This is a genomic window from Amycolatopsis echigonensis (assembly GCF_002846615.1).
In the GTDB taxonomy this organism is placed as follows: Bacteria; Actinomycetota; Actinomycetes; order Mycobacteriales; family Pseudonocardiaceae; genus Amycolatopsis; species Amycolatopsis echigonensis.
On sequence record NZ_PJMY01000003.1, the window covers coordinates 8,085,363 to 8,104,591 of the forward strand.

Consider the following 19,229-nt stretch of genomic DNA (forward strand, 5'->3'; position numbering starts at 1 on the left):
CCAGGCGAACCGGCGGACCGGAGAGGGGTTGTATGGCGACCGCGGCCGGAGCTTCCAGCAGCGAGACGTACGACGCGATCACCCATTTCGGCCTGGCGATGCCGGGCTGGGTGCAGGCTCTCGTGCTGGCGTACACGTCCTACGGCCTCGTCCTCGTGGCTCCGTTCTTCGCCTGGCTCTGGTGGCGGGCGCGGCAGACCGGCTCGCCCGAGCGGATGGCGTCGGCGCTGCTGGTCCCGGCGGCCACCGTGGTCGCCTACGCGCTCAGCGAGATCGTGAAAGCGTTCGTGCACGAGCAGCGGCCGTGCCGGGGGCTGCCGCCCGGGGCGATCGTCGGCACCTGCCCGCCGCCCGGCGACTGGTCGTTCCCCAGCAACCACTCCACCATCGCGGCCGCGGTCGCCCTCGGCGGAGCCTTCGCGTGGCGCAAGGGCGCGCCGTGGCTGGCGGCCTTCGCGGCGACGATGGGTGTCTCGCGGGTGTTCGTGGGCGCGCACTATCCGCACGACGTGCTGATCGGGCTCGCGCTCGGGGCCGGGATGGCGTTGCTGCTGCAGCGATACGCGCTGGCTCCGGCTGCCGAGCTCGTGCGGCGGTTCGCGGGCAAGGTGCCGTTCGGGTTGCTGGGTATGGCGCCGGAAGGCGCGGACGCGGTGCGTTCGGACGCTCGCGCTGCCCGCCCAGGTCGAGACGGCGCTGCTTCGCTCCCGGACGGAGCGCCGGTCCGGGCCTCTCGTCCGCCGCGGGCTCCGCGGCCAGCTGACCGGGACACGGGTGCACCGCCCACTCGCCGCGTCGATCTGCCCGGAGCCGCCGGCCAACCTGCTCCGCCCGCGCGCCGAGTCGATCTGCCCCAGGCGCACGACGCCAGCGGCCAGCCCGCCCGGCCGCAGCCGGATTCGCCGCAAGCCCGCGGCACGAGTGCCCCGCCGCCCCGGCGGCGGAATTCGCAACCGGTCGGCACCGCCGCCCCTCGGCAGCGCTCAGCCGACGGCCCGGTTCCCGGACCGCAAAACTCCCGCCCGATCCGCCCCGCAGCCCCGCGACCCGGCGCGGCCGACTCCCCGGCATCGCGGCGGCAGCACTCCCAGCCGATGCCCCAGCCCCGGTCCGCCGAGGCCCCGCCGCAGAACCAGCCGCGCCCGCCCGCGCAACCACCGGCCCGCGGCCCCGTCCAGCCGCCTGCTCGTCCGGCGCGCTCGCCCCAGGCCCGCCCCGCAAGTCCGCCGCAGGCCCGCACCGCGGGCCCGCCGCCGCCGCGTCCGTCGAACCAGGCCCAGGCCGGTCCGCCGCCGGAGGTCAGCCCGGGAGATCGCCCGTCGCGGCGAACTCCAGGCGCTTCGCGACCGACACCGCCTGGTCGGCGAAACGCTCGTAGAAACGGGTGAGCAGGCTCAGCGCGACCGCGATCCGCTGGTCGTGCGTCCAGTCCGGAGAGGTGACCGTCGCCATCACGCGGGCGTGCAGCGCGTCCACGCGTTCGTCGGCGCGGCTCAGCTCGGCGTAGCCGCCGCGGGCCTCGCCGCGCACGAGGTCGGCGAGCCGGTCCGCCATCGCCGAGGTGACCTCGCCGAGTTCGGCGAACACCGGCTCCAGGTCGGCGGACACGGTCGGCTCCGGGTGGCCCCGCCGGGCGGTGCCCGCGACGTGCGCCGCGAGGTCGCCCATCCGCTCGAGCTTCTCCGCGCAGTACACCACCGCCAGCACGGCGCGCAGGTCGCCGGCCACCGGGGCTTGCAGGGCGAGGAGCGAGTACGCCTCGTCCTCGCAGGTGGCCCGCAGGTCGTCGAGGTCGGCGTCGCCGCTGAGCACCTGCTCGGCCAGCGGCAGGTCCACAGCCAGCAGGGCCTGGGTGGCCCGGCGCATCGCCTCGGCCGCCGCCTCGGCCATCGCCGCCAGACGCCCGTTGAGCCGTTTCAGGTCGTCGTGGAAGCTTTCGCGCATGTCGGGCGACTTTACCGGCGGCCGGCGGGCAGGCCCGCGTCGGCCAGCGGCCAGGCCGGTTCCGGCTCGGCCAGCTCGTAGCTGTGGCTGCCCTCGTGCCCGCCGGGCACGCGGCAGAAAACGCCCTCGTCGGACTCCGCGCCGCAGAGCGCGCGCGTCTCCAGCACCCGGCGGCCGGGCCACCAGCGCAGCCACATCAGCCGCTCCTCGCCGCGTCCGCCGACCGGAGTCGCGTGCTCGTGGCCGTGCCCGGCCTCCAGCTCGCAGAACAGCTCGGGCTCCGTCCCTCGGACCGCTACGCTCCGCAGGACCGAGCGCTCGCGCCCGGTCAGCTCCACCGGTTCGCGGCACAGCGCACCATCGGCCATGCGGCCAGCGTAAACGGCCGCCGCCGATTCCGCGCGCAGGGCCCGGCCGCGAGCGCGTCCCGCGTGCCGGGCCCTTGTCGTGCGCGGGTCAGCGCACCCGCTCCAGGAGCGCGAACAGGTTCTCCCAGTGCCGCTTCTCGCCCTCCTCGTGGTACGCGGCCGTGTCCGACATCGTGAAGCCGTGCGACGCGCCCTCGTAGACCTCCGACCGGTAGGTCACCCCGGCCTCGTCGAGCGCGTGCTCCAGAGTCTTGATCTGCTCGGCGGTGGCCGACGGGTCCTGGTCGGCGTGCCCGAAGTACACCTCGCCGGTGATCGACCCGACCCGCAGGTGCGGGCTGTCCGGCTGGTCGGTGGCGAGGCGGCCGCCGTGGAACGACGCGATCGCCTTGACCCGGCCGGGGAACGCCTCGATCACGCGCAGCGCGTTCAGGCCGCCCATGCAGTAGCCGGTGATCACGACCGGCCCCTCGGCGACGCCGTCCTGCGCGGCGAACCAGTCGAGGTACTTCTCCGCGTCCCGGGTGATCGCGTCGGTGTCGAGAGCCTCGATCATCGGCATCAGCTTGCCGAACACCGCGCCGCGCTTCTCCGGGTCCTCCAGCGCGGCGAAGTCCACGAGCGGCGACCGGCCGCCGCGGTAGAGCAGGTTCGGGGCCAGCACGGCGTAGCCCGCCTCGGCGATGCGTCCGGCCATCTCCTCGATTCGCGGCCGGAGCCCGAACGCGTCCGGGAAGAGCAGCACCCCGGGATGCGGCCCGCCTTCCGGCACGGCCAGGTACGCGTCCGCGGTCCCGTCGGCGGCCGGAACGTCCACCATTTCCTTGCGCATCCGCTTTGTCCTCCATCGAATTCGGTGCGTACGAGAGCAAATCTATCCCGGTCCGGCTCCGGGCCGCCGCTCCGCGCGAATGTCGCGTTTCCTGTCCGGTCGGTGGACTGAACCACTGCCGGTCGGCGGATTGACGGAGTCCGGTTTGCCCGGTCAGGATCACCGGGCCCGCTCCGGGCCGCCCTCCGCAGAACGGACTGTCGATGGCCAGACCTCCTCGCTCCCCGCGCGCCCGGAACCGGGTCGCCCTCGCCGCGCTCGTCCTCCTGGGCGGGCTCCTCCCTGCTCACGCCGCACAGGCCGCTCCCCCGCGCCAGCCGGACATCGGCCGCCCCGCGCTCGACCACAACGGCTGCGCCCGCGTCGAAAACTCGCTGCCCACGCTGTCGGACTGGCCGAAAGTGGACAGCGCGATGCCGCGGAACCCGGTCGACGAACGGCGGATCAAGCAGATCGTGTCCGGCATGTCGCTGGAGGAAAAAGTCGGGCAGATGACGCAGCCCGAGATCGCCGCGATCACGCCCGCCGAGGTGACCCAGTACTCGATCGGGTCCGTGCTCAACGGCGGCGGCTCGTGGCCGGGCGGGAACAAGCACGCCAGCCAGCAGGACTGGCTCAAGCTCGCGGACTCCTACTGGGACGCGGCAAGGGCCACCAGGACAAAGATTCCGGTAATTTGGGGCATAGATGCCGTGCACGGGAACAACAATGTGTACGGCTCCACCGTTTTCCCGCAGAATATCGCGCTCGGCGCGGCGCACGACCCGTGCCTCGTGCGCGACGTCGAGAATTCCACCGCGCGGCAGATCCGGTCGACCGGCCAGGACTGGGCGTTCGCGCCGACCCTCGCCGTCGTGCAGGACGACCGCTGGGGGCGCACTTACGAAGGTTTCTCCGAGGACCCGCGCATCACCCGCGCCTACGGTTACGAGGCCATGAACGGCCTCCAGGCCGGCGCGCGGCTGCGCATCGGAGCGAACGGCGTGATCGGCACCGCCAAGCACTTCATCGGCGACGGCGGCACCACCAACGGCCAGGACCAGGGCGTGAACGCTTCCTCGGAAGCGGACATGATCAACATCCACGGCCAGGGCTACTACGGCGCGCTCGCCGCGGGCGCGCAGACGGTCATGGCGTCGTTCAACAGCTGGACCAATCCCGCCCTCGGCATCAACGAGGGAAAGATCCACGGCAGCGACAAGGTCCTCAACCAGATCCTCAAGGGCAAGATGGGCTTCGACGGCCTCGTCGTGTCGGACTGGAACGGCATCGGCCAGGTGACCGGCTGCACCAACTCCAGCTGCCCGCGCGCGATCAACGCGGGCATCGACGTCGTGATGGTCCCGAACGACTGGAAAGCCTTCATCGCCAACACCGTCGCGCAGGTGCGCGACGGCGAGATCCCGATGTCCCGCATCGACGACGCGGTCACGCGGATCCTGCGGGTGAAGATGCGCGCTGGCCTTTTCGAGGAGCGCAAGCCTTCGGAGCGTCGGTACGCCGGTTCGCCGGACGCGCTGACGGACAAGGCGCTCGCCCGCGAAGCGGTGCGCAAGTCGCAGACGCTGCTGAAGAACAACGGCAATGTGCTTCCCTTGGCGCGCAACGCGAAGGTGCTCGTGGTCGGCAAGAGCGCGGACAGCATCCAGAACCAGACCGGCGGCTGGACGCTGACCTGGCAAGGCACCGGGAACACCAACGCGGACTTCCCCGGCGCCACTTCGATCCTCGCCGGGCTCAAGGAGGATCTCGGCACCGCTAACGTCACCTTCGATCCCGCTGGCACCGCCGATCCGAAGGGTTACGACGCGGTCATCGCAGTCATCGGCGAGACTCCGTACGCGGAAGGCGTCGGCGATCTGCAGCGGAAGAGCCTGGAAGCGGCGAAGCTGTATCCGGAAGACCTTGCGGTGCTGGACAAAGTCAGCGGCAAGGGCACTCCGGTGGTTACCGTGTACGTCAGCGGGCGTCCGCTGTATGTCAACAAGGAACTCAACCGTTCCGACGCTTTCGTCGCCGCGTGGCTGCCCGGCACGGAAGGCGGCGGCGTCGCGGACATGCTGGTGCGCGGCAAGGACCACGGCGGCTACCGCGGCAAGCTGTCCTATTCGTGGCCCAAGAGCGCCTGCCAGACGCCGCTCAACCCGTGGAGTCCCGGCTACGACCCGCTCTTCGCGCTCGGCTACGGCCTCGCCTCGAACCAGCGGACCACCGTCGGAAAGCTCGACGAGACCGAAGGCCCGTCGCGCTGCGGATCGACCGGAGGCGGCGGCACCGCGACCGAGGACCTCCCGATCTACGACCGCACGGACGTCGCGCCGTACAAGAGCTTCATCGGCTCGGCGTCGAACTGGGGCGGCACCGAGATCGGCCCGGACGGCACCGCTTCGCATCCGGAGATCAATGTGGTGCCGGCAGACGTCAACGTCCAGGGCGACGGCCTGAAAGCGACGTGGACCGGCACCGGCGCGGCACAGCTGTACTCGCAGCATCCCGGCGGCACCGATGATCTGCGCGGATATCTCAACGCGGACGGCGCGCTCGAGTTCGACGTGATCGTGCATTCGCCGCCGGTGAACCGGACGGTCGTCAGCCTGCACTGCGTCTACCCGTGCTCGTCCGAGGTCAATGCCACGAAGCTGTTCGGCGATCTGCCTGCCGGGCAGAAGTCGACGGTGAAGATCCCGTTGTCCTGCTTCGCGAGCGGGCTGGACTTCGAGAGCATCGACACGCCGTTCCTCGTTTACACCGACGGCCCGTTCTCGGCGTCCTTCGCGAACGTGCGGTGGTCGCCAGGCGGGGCGAAGGATCCGGACGCGCGGAAGTGCTCCGACCTCACCGGGTAAGTCGTCCGGCGAGTTCGACGACCCGGGACCTGGCCGCCGTGCGCGACGCGGCGGCCAGGTCTTCGAGCCCGTCCAGCGCCGGAACGTCGCCGACGCGGGTGAACTCCTGGGACACGAACGTCAGCCTTTCCGGGTCGACGCCCTTGTCGCCGAGGCAGGCGCGCAGATACGACTCCTGGAACTCGAACTTCTCCCGCGGCGTGCCGGGCCCGTATCCGCCGCCGCGGGCGGCGACGACCACGAACTCCTTGTCCGCCAGCAGTTTCCGGCCGGTCTCCGGGTCGACGAACACGCCGGGGAAGCTGATCCGGTCGATCCACGCCTTGAGGGTCGCGGGCACTCCGAAGTTGTACATCGGCACCCCGAGCAGCACGGCGCGGGCTTCGCGCACCTCGTTCACCAGCGGCAGCGTCAGGTCCCATTCGCGCTGTTCGTCGTCGTCCTCGATCAGCGTCGCGATGTCCTCCAGCGAAAGCACTCCCTTGCGTTCCACCCGGCGGCCGAGCCGCGCATACGCCTCGCGCAGCGGCGCCACCGGCTCGGCGGACACGTCGCGGTGCCGCACGATTCCGCCGCCTCTCCGCCACTCGTCGGCGAACAGCGCGCCCAGCTGCCTGCTCACCGACGCCTCGCGGTCGGCGCTCGAATCGACGTGCAGCAAAGGCGCTAGCATGACGGTCATCCGGTTCCTCTCCTCGTCCTTGGTCCTCGGGCCGGCACTCCCATGACGGATCGAGACGGGAAAAGGTGACCGATGGACGACGCACTGGCGCGGCGCTTCGAAAACGAGCGCCCGCGGCTGCACGCGCTGGCCTACCGCATGCTGGGCTCCGCGGCCGAGGCCGAGGACGTCGTGCAGGAGTCGTGGCTGCGGCTGAACCGCACGTCCGGCGTCGACAACCTGGGCGGCTGGCTGACCACGGTCGTCTCCCGGCTGTGCCTGGACGCACTGCGAGCGCGGCGGGAAACCCCGGTCTCTTCTTTGCCTGATGCCGCCGGTGGCACCGTCCCCGAGGACGAAGTCCTGCTGGCCGGCGAGGTCGGGCGGGCGCTGCTGGTGGTCTTGGACCGGCTCGCCCCGCCTGAACGGGTGGCCTTCGTGCTGCACGACCTGTTCGCGGTGCCGTTCGACGCGGTCGGACCGATCCTCGACCGCAAGCCCGCGACCGCGAAGAAACTCGCGAGCCGCGCGCGGCTGCGGGTACGCGGGGAACCGGCGGTGCCTGCCGAGGAACTGGCCGAGCACCGGGAAGTGGTGACAGCCTTCCTGTCCGCGGCCCGGGGCGGGGATATGGCGACGCTGCTGACCGTGCTGGCGCCCGATGTCGTGCGGCACACCGATCCGGCGATGCTGCCCCCAGGCGCGGCTGCGGTGTTGCGCGGGGCGGACGAGGTCGCCCGGGGCACGACGCTGTTCGCGGGGAATGCTCGCCTGGCCGAACTCGCCCTGATCGACGGAGATGTCGGGCTGGTGCTCGCTCCTGCTGGGCGGCTGGTGGGGGTGCTGCGGATCGAGGTCTCGGGCGGTCTGCTCCAGGCGTATGAAGTGGTCGCGAGTCCCGAGCGGTTGGCGGGGATGGAGATCGCGACGCTTTCCCGCGATGCCGTATAGGTCGTTATACATTCAGCCGTGATTTCGCCTCGGAGCGATCCATCCGCGCCGAAATCGGGCTGCCCGGTCTACGTGCGAGCCTTGGCTGCGCGAACCTCGACGCCGTGCACCAGCCCGCGCAGAAGACGGACGTACCCGCTGTGACGGCTTCGCGGCACCGCACCCGGGACCAAGGCGGTCTCCGCGAGATCGAGGGAATCCTCCACCAGGGCGTCGTGCAGCCAGCGCCACATGAGCGACCAGGCGAGCCCGTCCTTGCCGTGCACGCGCATGACCAGCTCATGCGTCAGACGGGCATGCGTGTCGTCCACTTCCTCCACAACGAAGCCATGCGTCCCGTCGAAACCGCGCGGACGACGGAAGCGGAACACCGCCTCGCGGGCCGGAACGTGCTTCACGCAGGTGTAGCGAATCGGCCCGTGGCCGCCTGAAGCATCGACACCGAGCGGCCGGTCGAACCGCATCGCAGGCCACCGGTCCACCGGCCACAGCCGGTCGTCGTCGGTCGCCAGCGTGTCGAGCAGGCCGCCCACCGCCTGAGCATCGGCCGCGATCACCCGACTGTGGACATTGCGCACCATCACGGGAACCTCCGGTTAGCGACTACTCTCTAAATCAAATTAGAGGCTACTCTCTAGAGAGTGTCAAGGAAACCAGCACACAACGCGGATTCACTGCTGGACGTCGCCGCGGGCCTCGCGGCGGCCCAAGGCGCCGGAGCGGTCACGATGAGCGCGGTCGCGGCGGCCGCGGGCGCGCCGAGCGGCTCGGTCTACTACCGCTTCCCCGACAGAGCGGCGCTCCTGGCAAGCCTGTGGCTGCGGACGATCGACCGGTTCCAGAGCGGATACGTCGCAGCCTTGCACACCGATCCTCCCCAGGCGGCCGCCGTGCAGGCCGCGCGCCACGTCGTCGACTGGTCGCTCCGCAACCCGACGGAAGCGGCGGTCCTGCTCGCCGGCCCGGAGTCGTTCGGGTCGGCACAATGGAGCGCCGAAGCCCGCGCCGCGGCCGCGGCCCGGCAAGCGCGGCTGGACGACGCCGTACGGAATCTGGGCGATCGCCTGGGCTGGCGCAGCCAGGTCGACCGCGAACGTCTGGCACTGCTGATCATCGAGTTGCCGTACGCAGCCGTACGCCGCTGCGCCCGCAAGCCCGACGCCGACCTGGCCAGAACCGCCGAAGCGGTCGATCAAATGATCCGGAAGGTCGTGGGCGGAGGGGAGACGCCCGCCTGCGGGAGAGGATGATCTGGGTCGGACAGCCCCACCTGTCCCTCGCGTTCGATCCGCCCAGAAAGCTCTCCGCTCGGTCTGCCCGGAACCGAGCGACGGCGGTTGGCGACGGGCATCCGTCGGCGACTTTGCGGCAGCGGATCTCCTCAGTGGCCAGTTTCTGAACAGGTACGCCCGGGGGATACTCCAGATGGAGGCAATCGGTTAGAACCTCTCCGTGACAGCTTCGAGACGTCAGTTCCTCGCCGGCGCGGCGACGGCCGCCCTGGGCACGGCCGCGGCGGCGTCCACGGCCGCCGCTGCCGAGAGGACTTCCCTTCCGGCACCCGACGCCTCCGGCATCGACCACATCGTGGTCGTGATGATGGAGAACCGGTCGTTCGACCACTACCTCGGCTGGCTGCCCGGCGCGGACGGCAGGCAAGCCGGACTGACCTATGCCGACAGTGCCGGCCGGACCTTCCCGTCCTGGCATCTGGACGACTACCAGGGCTGCTCGCACCCGGACCCGGACCACAGCTTCGAGGGCGGGCGAGTCGAGTACAACAACGGCGCCTGCGACGGCTGGCTCCGCGCCGGCAGCAACGACGTCTTCAGCATCGGCTACTACCAGAAGCAGGATCTGGCCTTCTACGGCCAGGCCGCGCCGTACTGGACGACGTGCGACCGCTACTTCTCGGCGATCATGGCCGAAACCTACCCGAACCGGTTCTACCAGCACGCCGCGCAGACCGACCGGATCCACAACTCGACGACTGTCTCGACGCTCCCGACGATCTGGGACCGCCTCGCGGCCGCCGGCTTGCAGGGTCGCTATTACTACTACGACGCCCCGTTCACCGCGTTGTGGGGCTCGAAGTACCTTGCGATCAGCAAGCCCTACGCCGCCTTCCTCAGCGACTGCGCGGCGGGCACCCTGCCCGAGGTGTCCTTTGTGGACCCCAAGTTCCTCGACGAGGACACCGGCAGCTCCGCCGACGACCACCCGCACGCCGACATCCGTGCGGGACAGACGTTCCTCAACCAGGTGTACGAGGCCGTCACGGCCAGCCCGGTCTGGGAACGCACCCTGCTGGTCGTCAACTACGACGAGTGGGGCGGATTCTTCGACCACGTCGCACCGGACGTCGCCCCGGACGCGAACCCCGCCTGGGGCCTGCGCGGGTTCCGCGTGCCCTGCCTGCTCATCTCGCCGCGCGCCCGCCGCAACTACGTGGCGCACAACGTCTACGACCACGCCTCGGTCCTCAAGGCCATCGAGTGGCGTTGGAACCTCCCCCCGCTGACCCCACGCGACCAGGCCGCACGCAACATCGCCGAAGTCCTGGACTTCACCAACGCCCCGAACCTGACCGCGCCACGCTGGCCCGTGCCGACAGTCGTCGGCGCGCCCTGCGCGGTCAGCCAGTACGTCGACTACGAACAGTGGCACGCACTCCGCGCCCTCGCCCTGCAGAACGGATGGTCCCTGTGACGATGAGGAAAATGCTCCGCCGAGCCGGCCTCGCCGGCGCGGCGGTGCTCGCCGCCGCCACGATGACCGGAGCGGCCACGTCCTCCGCCCTGCCCAGCGTCGGTTACGTCTTCGTGATCAACCTGGAGAACAAGAGCTTCGACCGGACCTGGGGCCCCGACTCGGCGGCACCGTACCTGAGCAAGGACCTGCGCTCGCAAGGCGTGCTGCTGACCCAGTACTACGGAACCGGGCACAACAGCCTGGACAACTACATCTCGCAAATCTCCGGGCAGGGCCCCAACTCCGAAACGCAGGCCGACTGCCAGATCTACTCCGACTTCGCCCAGGCAGGCACGGTCGCCCCGGGCCAAGCCGTCGGTCAGGGCTGCGTCTACCCCGCCTCGGTCCCGACCCTGGCAAACCAGCTGTCCTCGGCGGGCCGGACGTGGAAGGGCTACCTGGACGACATGAAAACGCCCTGTCGCCACCCTGCCGTCGGCGCGCCCGACGACACCCAGCTCGCCAAGACGGGCGACCAGTACGCGGCCCGGCACAATCCCTTCGTCTACTTCCACTCGATCATCGACACACCGGCCTGCGCCAGCAACGTCGTGGATCTCTCCGCGCTTCCCGCGGACCTGAGCTCGCCGCAGACCACTCCGAACCTCGCCTACATCACGCCGGACCTCTGCGACGACGGGCACGACTCCCCCTGCGTGGACGGGCGACCCGGCGGGCTCGTCTCCGCCGATGCCTTCCTGCGCCAGTGGGTTCCGGCCATCATGTCCTCCCCCGCCTACCAGCGCGACGGCATGCTGGTCATCACGTTCGACGAGTCCGACGGGGCGCAAGCCGACGCGAGCGCATGCTGCGGCGAGGGCCCCGGCCCGAACGCGGCCCTGCCGGGACTCACCGGGCTCGGCGGCGGCCGGATCGGCGCGCTCGTCCTGTCCAAATACACCGCACCGGGCAGCTGGAACGACCGGCCCTACAACCACTACTCGCTGCTCGGCAGCATCGAGAACATCTTCGGCCTCCCGCGGCTCGGCTACGCCCAAACCCCCGGGCTGAACACCTTCGGCCTGGACGTGTTCAACAAGTGATCCCCTAGGCCCCCGGCACTGAGCCGGGGCACGGATTCCGTGGTGCGCACGGGTTTCGCCGATGCGGGCGGCCGACCTCCGCACCGGCCAGCCCCGGCATCCTGATCCGGTGCCGGGGAGTGCACGGCCTTGCGGATCAGGAACCGGGGACCGCGGGACAGCGCTCCCCGTCGAACACGGGCCAGCCTGGCAACCGCGGCCCGTACGCGGTCGTGGGCGATTCGAAATGTGGCCGTTTCACCGGGAATTCGCTGGTCGTCGAGCGAGCTTCAGGCCTGCCCCAGCCCAGGGGAGGTGGCGTGCCGCGCCAGGCTGGGGCAGGCATGACGGTGCGGTGAGCGATGGGCGGGACGCTCCTAACCGCACCGGGCCTTATCGGGTTTCTCCTCTTTTCGCGATTGCCCGGCCTCCGGAAAGACGGTGTCCTCCTCCGCGCGTTCGGCGGCGGCCTCTTCGGCTGTCCGGCGGAATGCGGCCAGCCGGGCCTGTTCGATCTCGGCTTGGACCTCGTAGTCCAGCCGGGCCTGGAGGTCGCGGGCGGTCAGTTTTCCGCGCGGCGGCGGGACCGCCCGGCACGCCCGCCACAGCCACATCGAGACCAGCACCAGCAGCAGGAGCACGCAACACCCGATGACCACTGCCGGAGGGCCGGTGCGGGTCGCCTCGCCGAGCGTCTCCGCTGCCTTCATGCGATCCACCCCTCGGCTTCGGAAGTGTCTTCGCGTTCGCCACCACAATGGGGCCGGGCAGTGGCCTGGACCAGCCAGCAAACCGGGAGAAAAGCGGGCGGCAACCGAGGGAATCGCCTTGCCCCGCACATGGTGACCTGCGGTAATCTAGCGACCCCGGGTTGTGGCGAAGGGGTGTCGCCCATGGGCGAACGGCGAGAAGGACTTGTCCGGGCACGCAAAGCGGCGAACCTGACGCAAGAAAAGCTCGCCGCGCTGCTCCCCGCCGACGAAAAAAGTATCCGTGCCTGGGAATCCGGCCGTTCCGAGCCGCGTCCGCACCGGCGCGACCGGCTCGCGCGGCTGCTGCGCATCAGCCCCGCCCGGCTGGAGGAACTGCTCCGGGAAGGCACCGCGGCGGGTCTTCCGAGGCAGCGGGGCGCGCCGAGCGTGCTGCTGCCCGTCGTCGTGGACGGGCGGCCCGTCGCGCTGCCGCTGGACCGGGCCACCGTCGCGGCCAGCGTCCTCGCCCGGCTCGTGCCCGGCGACGCGGCCCAGCCAGCGGTTCCGACCACAGAATGGGACGCCATGAGCCCGCTCAGTCGCCGCTCACTGCTCAAGAACGGGCTGCCGGTCGCGGCCTTGCCCGCGCTGGGAATAGGCAGTGCCGAGCATGTCGCGCGAGCGCTGGAGAATCCCCGGCGGTACCTGGACAAAACCGTCACGCAGTATTTCCGGCGACAGCTCGACCAGTACAAATACGAGGACGGCGAACGAGGTCCGGCCACCACGCTGCCGATGACGCTGGGCTTGCTGAACATCATCGACCGGCTCGCCCGCGACGCGACTGCCGAGGATCAGCGCGAGCTTCTGCGCATCGGTTCGGAGGGCGCGGAGTTCGCCGGATGGCTCTGCCGGGACCGCCGGCAGAGGGAAGATTCGCTGTACTGGCACGACCGCGCGATGGAATGGGCGCAGGCGGCGGGCGACAGCACGATGCAGGGCTACATTCTGCTCAAAAAAGCCCAGGTCGCCTACGACGAACGCGATCCGCGGCGCATGCTCGTCCTCACCAGAGCGGTGCGCAACGGTCCCTGGTCGCTCCCCCAGCGGCTGCGGGCCGAGGCCGCCCAGCAGGAAGCCCGCGCGGAGGCGATGCTCGGCGCGTCTGCGGACCAGGTGAACCGCAACCTCGACGTCGCCTGGAAACTGCTGGACGAGGCCGGACCGGCCGAATCGCCGCTGGGCGCGCACTTCAACGCGACTCTCCTGAATATGCAAACCGCGATCTGCTACACCGAAGCGGGCGAACCGCGCCGGTCGGTCGAGCTGTACGAGAAAACGTTGAAGGAAACGCACTTCTCCCGTCGCGACTACGGATTTTTCCTGTCCCTCATGGCAAACTCGCTGGCTCTTTCCGGCGAACCGGACCAAGCAGCCACCACCGCCCTCGTCTCCGCCCGGCGGGCCGCGGAAACGAACTCCCGCCGGACCAAGGAAGAACTCCGCCGGGTCGTCGGAGTGCTCAAGCCATGGCACAACCGGCCGGATGTCCGGGAATTGCGCGAGGCGCTGAACAGCTGACCGTCAGCGAAGCCATTCCCGGACTTCGCGGATCACCTGGCGTTGCCAAGCCCGCGTCCGCGGATCGGCGTACCCGGGGTCGTCGTGGACCGCGAAGCCGTGCTGTGCGCCGTCGAGCTGGAGCAGCCGGTGTTCGCAGGTCAGCTCCCGATCAGCCGCCCGCGACGACTCGACGGGGACGAACGTGTCCTCGGTGCCGTGCACGATGAGCGTGGGCGCGGCGATGTGCGGCAGGGTTTCGCGCGCCTCGAACCAGAACGCCTCGTTGAGCAAGCCGCGGCCGAGCCGGAAACCGGGCCCGTGCCCGAGGTAGTTCCGCGCCTTGAGGTCGGCGGAAGCCTTGTCGTTGAGGTAACCGTCGGCCGACCACTCGGGCTTCTCTTCGATGAACCGCCGGCGGTAGTCGAGGAGAGGGTTGAAAAGGATGAGCCGCTCGACGTCGTCCGGTCGCTTGGCCGCGTAGTACGCCGCGGCACCGCCCGAGAAACTGGCCGCCGCGAGCGAAGTGCGCACGCCCGGGACGGCAGCGGACAGGTGCTCGAGGCTGCCGCGGATCACGTTGAGCAGCGCGGAAAGGGTCAGCTCCTCTTGGCGGCCTTCGCTTTCGCCGTGGCCGGGGAGGTCGATCCTCAGGGAGGCGATGTCCGCCTCAGCCAGATTGTCGGCAAGACGGGTGAAGAAACCGCCTTCCTCGCGGGTGACGCTCGCACCCTGAACGAGCACCACCGCACGACGAGCCTCGCCCTCCGGCTCAGTCAGGGTGCTGGCCAAATCGAGGCCGTCCGGTGTGCGAACTGTCCGATAGCTGTCGCGCGACATGGACACTCCCGGAGTTGTCGTCAAGTCCCAGTGTGTCAGGTTCGCGCTCTCGGGGGACGGAAATACCCCGGCGGTGTAACGGAGTCAACAGCTGTAGCGACCGGATGCGAAAAGGCACCTGGCAGACGATGCGCAGCCGACTCGTCGGACCAGACGGCGTCAAGTGACCGCGCCCGGTCCGCGCTCTTCTCCTATCGAGGTGAACGCGCCGCAGTTCCACGCTTTAGCGTGCGTCCGGTGGAAACGCAATCACGTGAAGCAGGCCCACGAGCGACGAAGCGCCGAGGATCTCGCCCTTCCTGATCCGCTCACGCACAGACGACAACGGCACCCATGCCACCCGCTCCGCCTCGTTGATGTCGATGTCGCCGCCGACGTACTCCGCACCCCGGGACAGGAACAGCAAGTTTTCGTTGTCCGCGATGCCGACGTTCGGCTGAAGCGAAGCCAACGGCTCGCTTGTCCGAGGTCGCCATCCCGTCTCCTCTTCGACCTCGCGCGCTGCCGTGATCGCCGGGTCCTCGTCCGGGTCGACGTATCCCCCGGGCAGTTCCCACACCCATCGGTCGAAGATCCAGCGATGCCGCCACATCATCAGCACCGACGTGCCTGGGTTGTCGAGAACCACCATCATCGCGGCCTTCGGCATCCGCATGACGTATTGCTCGAAGGTCACGCCGTCCGGCAGTTCGACCGAGGCGACGCTGAGCCGCAAGCGTCGCGTGTCGTCGACAACGCGTTCTCCATGGATGGTCCATTTGGTGGCCTCAACCGGCCCATCCGGGTCCACAGCCCGACCGCCCCCGCTCGCCTACTTCTTCAACCGCCTGCTCCCGCCGTGCCAGTCCTGTTCCTTCCCGGTCTCCCCCGCCTCCACCCCGAACGACGGGAGCTGCGGCATCTCCCGCAAACTCCGCTTCAGTTCGGCGAAACCCGGGAACGCCGCCAATCCCACCACGTGGTCCCACAGCTCCACCGCCTCCTCGTCCGACGGCAGCCGGCTGATCACCGGGCCGAAGAACGCTACTCCCTCGGGCGGCCGGAAGTGCAGGATCGGCGTCCCGACGTCCTTTCCGGTCAGCGAAAGGGCTTCGTCGGTCTCACGCTGGATCTCGGCATCCCACTGAGAGTCGTCGACCGCATCGGCAAGGTCCGCCGGAAGGCCAGCCCGCGACAAAGCCGTCGAAGCGGCCGAACGAGTGCCGTGTGCAGCGCGTGCCGAGGCGGTGTCCTCGACCAGACCGCTCTCGAAGTTCTGCTCCCCCAGCGCCTCGTACAGCGGACCGACCGCTTCCCGGCCGTGCTTCGCGCGCACTGCGGCCGCCAGGCGGAGCAGGCGCAGACCGGCCGTGTGCGAAGCGTCGTACTCCGGCGGGAAGTGCGTCGCGTAGTCCACGTGCGCGTTCAGCAAGCGCAGCGAGATGAACCGCCAGTCCACGTCGTACGAGCGCTGGCGGGCGACCTGGCGGACCCACTTGCTGGTCATCCACGCGAACGGGCACACCGGATCGAAGTAGAAGTTCAGCTCGGCCATGGCCCAACTCTACGTCCGCGAAGGATCAAGCGCCTTTGCTCTGCCGGACATCGCCGGACAGCTCCTGGTGATGCTGCACGGCCAGCTGGACGATGTGCCGCACGTGCGGGTCTTCCAGCACGTACACCTGCCGCTTCCCCTCCCGGCGGGCCCGCACGAGACCGGCGAGTTTCAGTTTGCCCAGGTGGTGGCTCGCGGTCGGCACGGTCTGGCCGGTCTCCTCGGCGAGCGTGCCGACGTCGCGTTCTCCGTGCGACAGGAGCCAGAGCAGGTGCAGCCGCACGGTCGCGGACAGCAGGCCGAACGTCGCGGCCGCGTCCTGCAGCAGACCGGCGGGGAGAGGTTCTGGCGGGGGCTGGGAAGGGGTGGACACGACGGACATCCTCTCGGGTGGGCCTCCAGCGTGACCTAGCCCCCATCAGTTGCACAAGTGTTTGACTGTTTCCGTGATCTGCGCTCTACTGGTCCCCGGCCGGCGCGCGACGCCGGCCGATGAGTCTTGCGGAGGAGGTGAGCCGGGTGACCGGCGAAGGAAGTAGTCAGCACGACCGTGCGGGAACCCCGGCAGCCAGGTAGGTCCGGACGAACCCGCGCGGTCCGCTGATGCCCAGCTGACCTCGAGGGGACGACCATGACCCGCTTTCCCGCCCTGCGCGCCCACGGCGACGCGCCGGTGCTGACCCTTTTCCGGAATCTCGACAGCTCGCCCAAAGGCCTCACCGAGAACGAGGCGGCCGAACGGTTGCGCCGCTTCGGCGACAACCGCATCGACGGCACGGTCCACGCGCCCGTCCGCATCTGGGCCGCCGCGCGCAGTCCGTTCGTCGCGTTGCTGACCGCCCTCGGCGTGGTCTTCGCTGGCGTCGGCGACATCCGCGGCGCGGTGACCGTCGGCGTGATGGTCGTGCTCAGCATCGGTCTGCGTTACTGGCAGCACGCCCGGTCCGAGCGCGCGATCAGCGCAGTCCGCGACCAGATCACCACGACCGTCACCGTGCGTCGGCGCGCTGCGGCGGACTTTCCCGGCACCGAGCGCGAAGTGCCCACGGGAGATCTCGTGCCCGGCGACGTCGTGCTGCTCGGACCCGGCGACGTGATCCCGGCTGACGTGCGCATCGTCGCGGCGAAAGACTTCGTGGTCGACCAGTCCGCGCTGTCCGGCGAGGCGATGCCGGTCGCCAAGCGGGCGCCCCAGCCAGGCAAGCCCGAGGAGCACGAACTCGTCGAGACGCCCGCGCTCGGCTTCGCGGGCACGTCGGTGGTCAGCGGAACCGCCACCGCGGTCGTAGCCGCGACCGGCAGCGACACGTACTTCGGCGTGCTGGCCCGGCAATCCGCCGAACCGCGCGCGGAATCCAGCTTCGACGCCGGGGTGCGCCGCGTCGGCTGGACGCTCGTGCGGTTCATGCTCGTGATGGTGCCGATCGTGCTCGTCGTCAACGGCACGGTCACCGGCGACTGGGCGCAGGCCGGGATGTTCGCGGTCGCCGTCGCCGTCGGCCTCACGCCGGAGATGCTGCCGGTCATCGTCACCACGAACCTCGCCCGGGGCGCGGCCGCGTTGTCCCGGCGGCAGGTGATTGTCAAGCGGCTCAACGCCATCCAGGACCTCGCCGCGATGGACGTGCTGTGCGTCGACAAGACCGGCACCCTCACCGAGGACCGGATCGCCTACGCGCACAGCATCGACTACTCCGGCAGCCCAGACGGCGAGGCCGCCGAATACGCCGGACTGGCGGTGCGCTTCCAGACTGACCGGAACAACCGGCTGGACGAGGCGATCGAGACCTTGTTCGACGGCGAGGACGACCTGGTCGCCGAAGCGCTGTTCACCGGCGTCGCCGAGATCGGGTTCGACCACGCGCGCCGCCGGGCCAGCGTCGTGGTCCGGCGCGGCAGCGAGCACCTGCTGATCAGCAAGGGCGACCCGGACGAGATCCTGCCGCGCTGCAGCCACGCGCGCCGCGACGGTGTCGTCACCGAATTCGACCACGCGGCCCGGATCGGCGCGGACGAACTGGTGCGCGCGTACGCCGAACACGGCATGCGGGTGCTCGCGGTCGCCGCACGGGAAGTCGACGCCCGGCTCGACGGATACGACGAAACTGACGAGAACGAGATGATCCTCGTCGGTTTCGTGGGATTCGTCGACCCGGTCCGCGACGGCGTCGTGAACGCGGTGGAAGCCCTTGGCGAGCAAGGCGTCGCGCTGAAAGTGCTGACCGGGGACAACCGGCATGTCGCCGCGCGCGTCGCGGATTCGGCCGGCATCCCGGTCGGCGAAGTCGTGCTCGGCCGCCAGGTCGAAGCAGCGGACGACGCGGAATTGCGCGAGATCGTCAAGGACACCACCGTCTTCGCGAAGCTCACGCCGGCGCACAAGGCCCGAGTCGTCACTGCGTTGCGCGAGAACGGACGTGCGGTCGGCTTCGTCGGCGACGGCGTCAACGACGTCACCGCGCTGCGCACCGCCGACGTCGGGATCGCCCCGGACACCGCCACCGACGCGGCGAAGGACGCTGCGGACCTGGTGCTGCTGGAACGCGACCTCGGCGTGCTCGCTCGTGGCGTGGCGGAGGGGCGGCGGACGCTCGGGAACACGCTGAAGTACGTCAACATCACCGCCGCGTCGAACTTCGGCAACGTGTTGTCAGTGCTCGCGGCCAGCGCGTTCCTCCCGTTCCTGCCCATTCTGCCGATCCAGCTCGTGGTGTCGAACCTGCTCTACGACCTGGCTCAGCTCGCGCTGGCGTGGGACCGGGTGGACGACGACTACCTCAGCAAGCCGCGCCGCTGGGACGCACGCGGGCTGACCGGCTTCATGCTCGTGTTCGGCCCGTTGTCGTCGCTGTTCGACCTCGCGACCTTTGCGGTGCTGTGGCACGTCTTCGGCGCGGCCGCGGACCCGCTGCTGTTCCAGACCGGCTGGTTCGTCGAAGGGCTGCTCTCGCAGTTGCTGGTCGTGCTCGTCCTGCGCGGTCGCGGCACGCCGTTGCGCGCCAGCCGACCGGTCGTGCTGGCCACGGCAGCCGCGGCGCTCGCCGGCCTGCTGGTGCCGCTGTCGCCATTGGCCGAACCGCTGCGGATGCAGGCGCTGCCCGCCGGCTACCTGTTGTGGCTGGTGCTCGTGCTGGCCGGGTACGCGCTGGCAGCTCAGGTGGCGAAACGCGGCTACGCACGCCGGCGTGCGTGGTGGTAACTGTCCTTTTTCCGGCTTTTCCCGACCAT

18 protein-coding genes are annotated in these 19,229 nt (G+C 70.0%); 8 read left to right on the plus strand and 10 right to left on the minus strand.

Annotation, left to right across the window (positions count from 1 at the left end):
- Nucleotides 1-32 precede the first annotated feature (32 nt).
- Nucleotides 33-1,388, plus strand: coding sequence for a phosphatase PAP2 family protein (locus tag ATK30_RS43225; RefSeq protein ID WP_101440428.1), 1,356 nt, complete (start codon nt 33-35; stop codon nt 1,386-1,388).
- On the opposite strand, the gene ATK30_RS43230 is transcribed toward ATK30_RS43225, so the two are convergent.
- The 3 genes from ATK30_RS43230 to ATK30_RS43240 form a co-directional block, all read right to left on the minus strand.
- Nucleotides 1,300-1,944 (minus strand): phosphate signaling complex PhoU family protein, encoded by a 645-nt coding sequence (locus tag ATK30_RS43230; protein WP_101440429.1) that lies wholly within the window; start codon nt 1,942-1,944, stop codon nt 1,300-1,302. The two genes, ATK30_RS43225 and ATK30_RS43230, sit on opposite strands and share 89 nt — an antisense overlap.
- Before the next feature lie 11 nt (nt 1,945-1,955).
- Nucleotides 1,956-2,312 (minus strand): hypothetical protein, encoded by a 357-nt coding sequence (locus ATK30_RS43235; protein ID WP_101440430.1) that lies wholly within the window; start codon nt 2,310-2,312, stop codon nt 1,956-1,958.
- A gap of 88 nt (nt 2,313-2,400) precedes the next feature.
- The gene (locus ATK30_RS43240; protein WP_101440431.1) at nt 2,401-3,144 is read right to left on the minus strand and encodes a dienelactone hydrolase family protein; all 744 of its coding nucleotides are present in this window, start codon (nt 3,142-3,144) and stop codon (nt 2,401-2,403) included.
- Nucleotides 3,145-3,347: 203 nt separating this feature from the next.
- On the opposite strand from ATK30_RS43240, the gene ATK30_RS43245 reads away from it, so the two are divergent.
- A complete protein-coding gene (locus ATK30_RS43245) occupies nt 3,348-5,990 on the plus strand; it encodes a glycoside hydrolase family 3 protein (RefSeq protein WP_101440432.1) in 2,643 nt (880 codons plus the stop codon).
- Here the strand turns inward: ATK30_RS43245 and ATK30_RS43250 are convergent.
- Nucleotides 5,980-6,672 (minus strand): FMN-dependent NADH-azoreductase, encoded by a 693-nt coding sequence (locus ATK30_RS43250; RefSeq protein WP_244194901.1) that lies wholly within the window; start codon nt 6,670-6,672, stop codon nt 5,980-5,982. The genes ATK30_RS43245 and ATK30_RS43250 overlap by 11 nt on opposite strands.
- Before the next feature lie 72 nt (nt 6,673-6,744).
- Between ATK30_RS43250 and ATK30_RS43255 the strand changes: the two genes are divergently transcribed.
- Nucleotides 6,745-7,602 (plus strand): sigma-70 family RNA polymerase sigma factor, encoded by an 858-nt coding sequence (locus tag ATK30_RS43255; RefSeq protein WP_101440433.1) that lies wholly within the window; start codon nt 6,745-6,747, stop codon nt 7,600-7,602.
- 68 nt (nt 7,603-7,670) lie between these two features.
- Here the strand turns inward: ATK30_RS43255 and ATK30_RS43260 are convergent, their stop codons facing one another.
- Nucleotides 7,671-8,183, minus strand: coding sequence for an SRPBCC family protein (locus ATK30_RS43260; protein ID WP_208637583.1), 513 nt, complete (start codon nt 8,181-8,183; stop codon nt 7,671-7,673).
- A gap of 60 nt (nt 8,184-8,243) precedes the next feature.
- Between ATK30_RS43260 and ATK30_RS43265 the strand changes: the two genes are divergently transcribed.
- The 3 genes from ATK30_RS43265 (at nt 8,244) to ATK30_RS43275 (ending at nt 11,396) form a co-directional block, all read left to right on the plus strand.
- On the plus strand, nt 8,244-8,852 hold the full coding sequence (locus ATK30_RS43265; protein ID WP_101440435.1) for a TetR/AcrR family transcriptional regulator: 609 nt from the start codon (nt 8,244-8,246) through the stop codon (nt 8,850-8,852).
- A 202-nt stretch (nt 8,853-9,054) separates the two neighbouring features.
- Complete coding sequence (locus ATK30_RS43270) at nt 9,055-10,311, plus strand: alkaline phosphatase family protein (RefSeq protein ID WP_101440436.1); 1,257 nt, start codon at nt 9,055-9,057, stop codon at nt 10,309-10,311.
- A gap of 11 nt (nt 10,312-10,322) precedes the next feature.
- Nucleotides 10,323-11,396 (plus strand): alkaline phosphatase family protein, encoded by a 1,074-nt coding sequence (locus tag ATK30_RS43275; protein ID WP_101441380.1) that lies wholly within the window; start codon nt 10,323-10,325, stop codon nt 11,394-11,396.
- Between the two features lie 356 nt (nt 11,397-11,752).
- On the opposite strand, the gene ATK30_RS43280 is transcribed toward ATK30_RS43275, so the two are convergent.
- Nucleotides 11,753-12,085: a hypothetical protein gene (locus ATK30_RS43280; RefSeq protein WP_101440437.1), complete on the minus strand. Its 333-nt coding sequence runs from the start codon at nt 12,083-12,085 to the stop codon at nt 11,753-11,755.
- A 183-nt stretch (nt 12,086-12,268) separates the two neighbouring features.
- Here ATK30_RS43280 and ATK30_RS43285 point away from each other — a divergent pair, with 183 nt between their 5' ends.
- Entirely contained in the window at nt 12,269-13,648 is a 1,380-nt protein-coding gene (locus tag ATK30_RS43285) for a helix-turn-helix domain-containing protein (RefSeq protein WP_101440438.1), read from the plus strand.
- A 3-nt stretch (nt 13,649-13,651) separates the two neighbouring features.
- Here the strand turns inward: ATK30_RS43285 and ATK30_RS43290 are convergent, their stop codons facing one another.
- The 4 genes from ATK30_RS43290 to ATK30_RS43305 form a co-directional block, all read right to left on the minus strand.
- Nucleotides 13,652-14,467, minus strand: a complete 816-nt coding sequence (locus tag ATK30_RS43290) for an alpha/beta hydrolase (protein WP_167442098.1) — start codon at nt 14,465-14,467, stop codon at nt 13,652-13,654.
- A gap of 223 nt (nt 14,468-14,690) precedes the next feature.
- A complete protein-coding gene (locus ATK30_RS43295; RefSeq protein WP_101440440.1) occupies nt 14,691-15,257 on the minus strand; it encodes an NUDIX hydrolase in 567 nt (188 codons plus the stop codon).
- Between the two features lie 21 nt (nt 15,258-15,278).
- Nucleotides 15,279-16,001, minus strand: a complete 723-nt coding sequence (locus tag ATK30_RS43300) for a mycothiol-dependent nitroreductase Rv2466c family protein (protein WP_101440441.1) — start codon at nt 15,999-16,001, stop codon at nt 15,279-15,281.
- A 25-nt stretch (nt 16,002-16,026) separates the two neighbouring features.
- Nucleotides 16,027-16,383 carry an ArsR/SmtB family transcription factor gene (locus ATK30_RS43305; protein WP_101440442.1) on the minus strand — a complete coding sequence of 119 codons (357 nt, stop codon included), beginning with the start codon at nt 16,381-16,383 and terminating at the stop codon, nt 16,027-16,029.
- Between the two features lie 249 nt (nt 16,384-16,632).
- On the opposite strand from ATK30_RS43305, the gene mgtA reads away from it, so the two are divergent.
- A complete protein-coding gene (gene mgtA, locus ATK30_RS43310; protein ID WP_101440443.1) occupies nt 16,633-19,200 on the plus strand; it encodes a magnesium-translocating P-type ATPase in 2,568 nt (855 codons plus the stop codon).
- Nucleotides 19,201-19,229 lie beyond the last annotated feature (29 nt).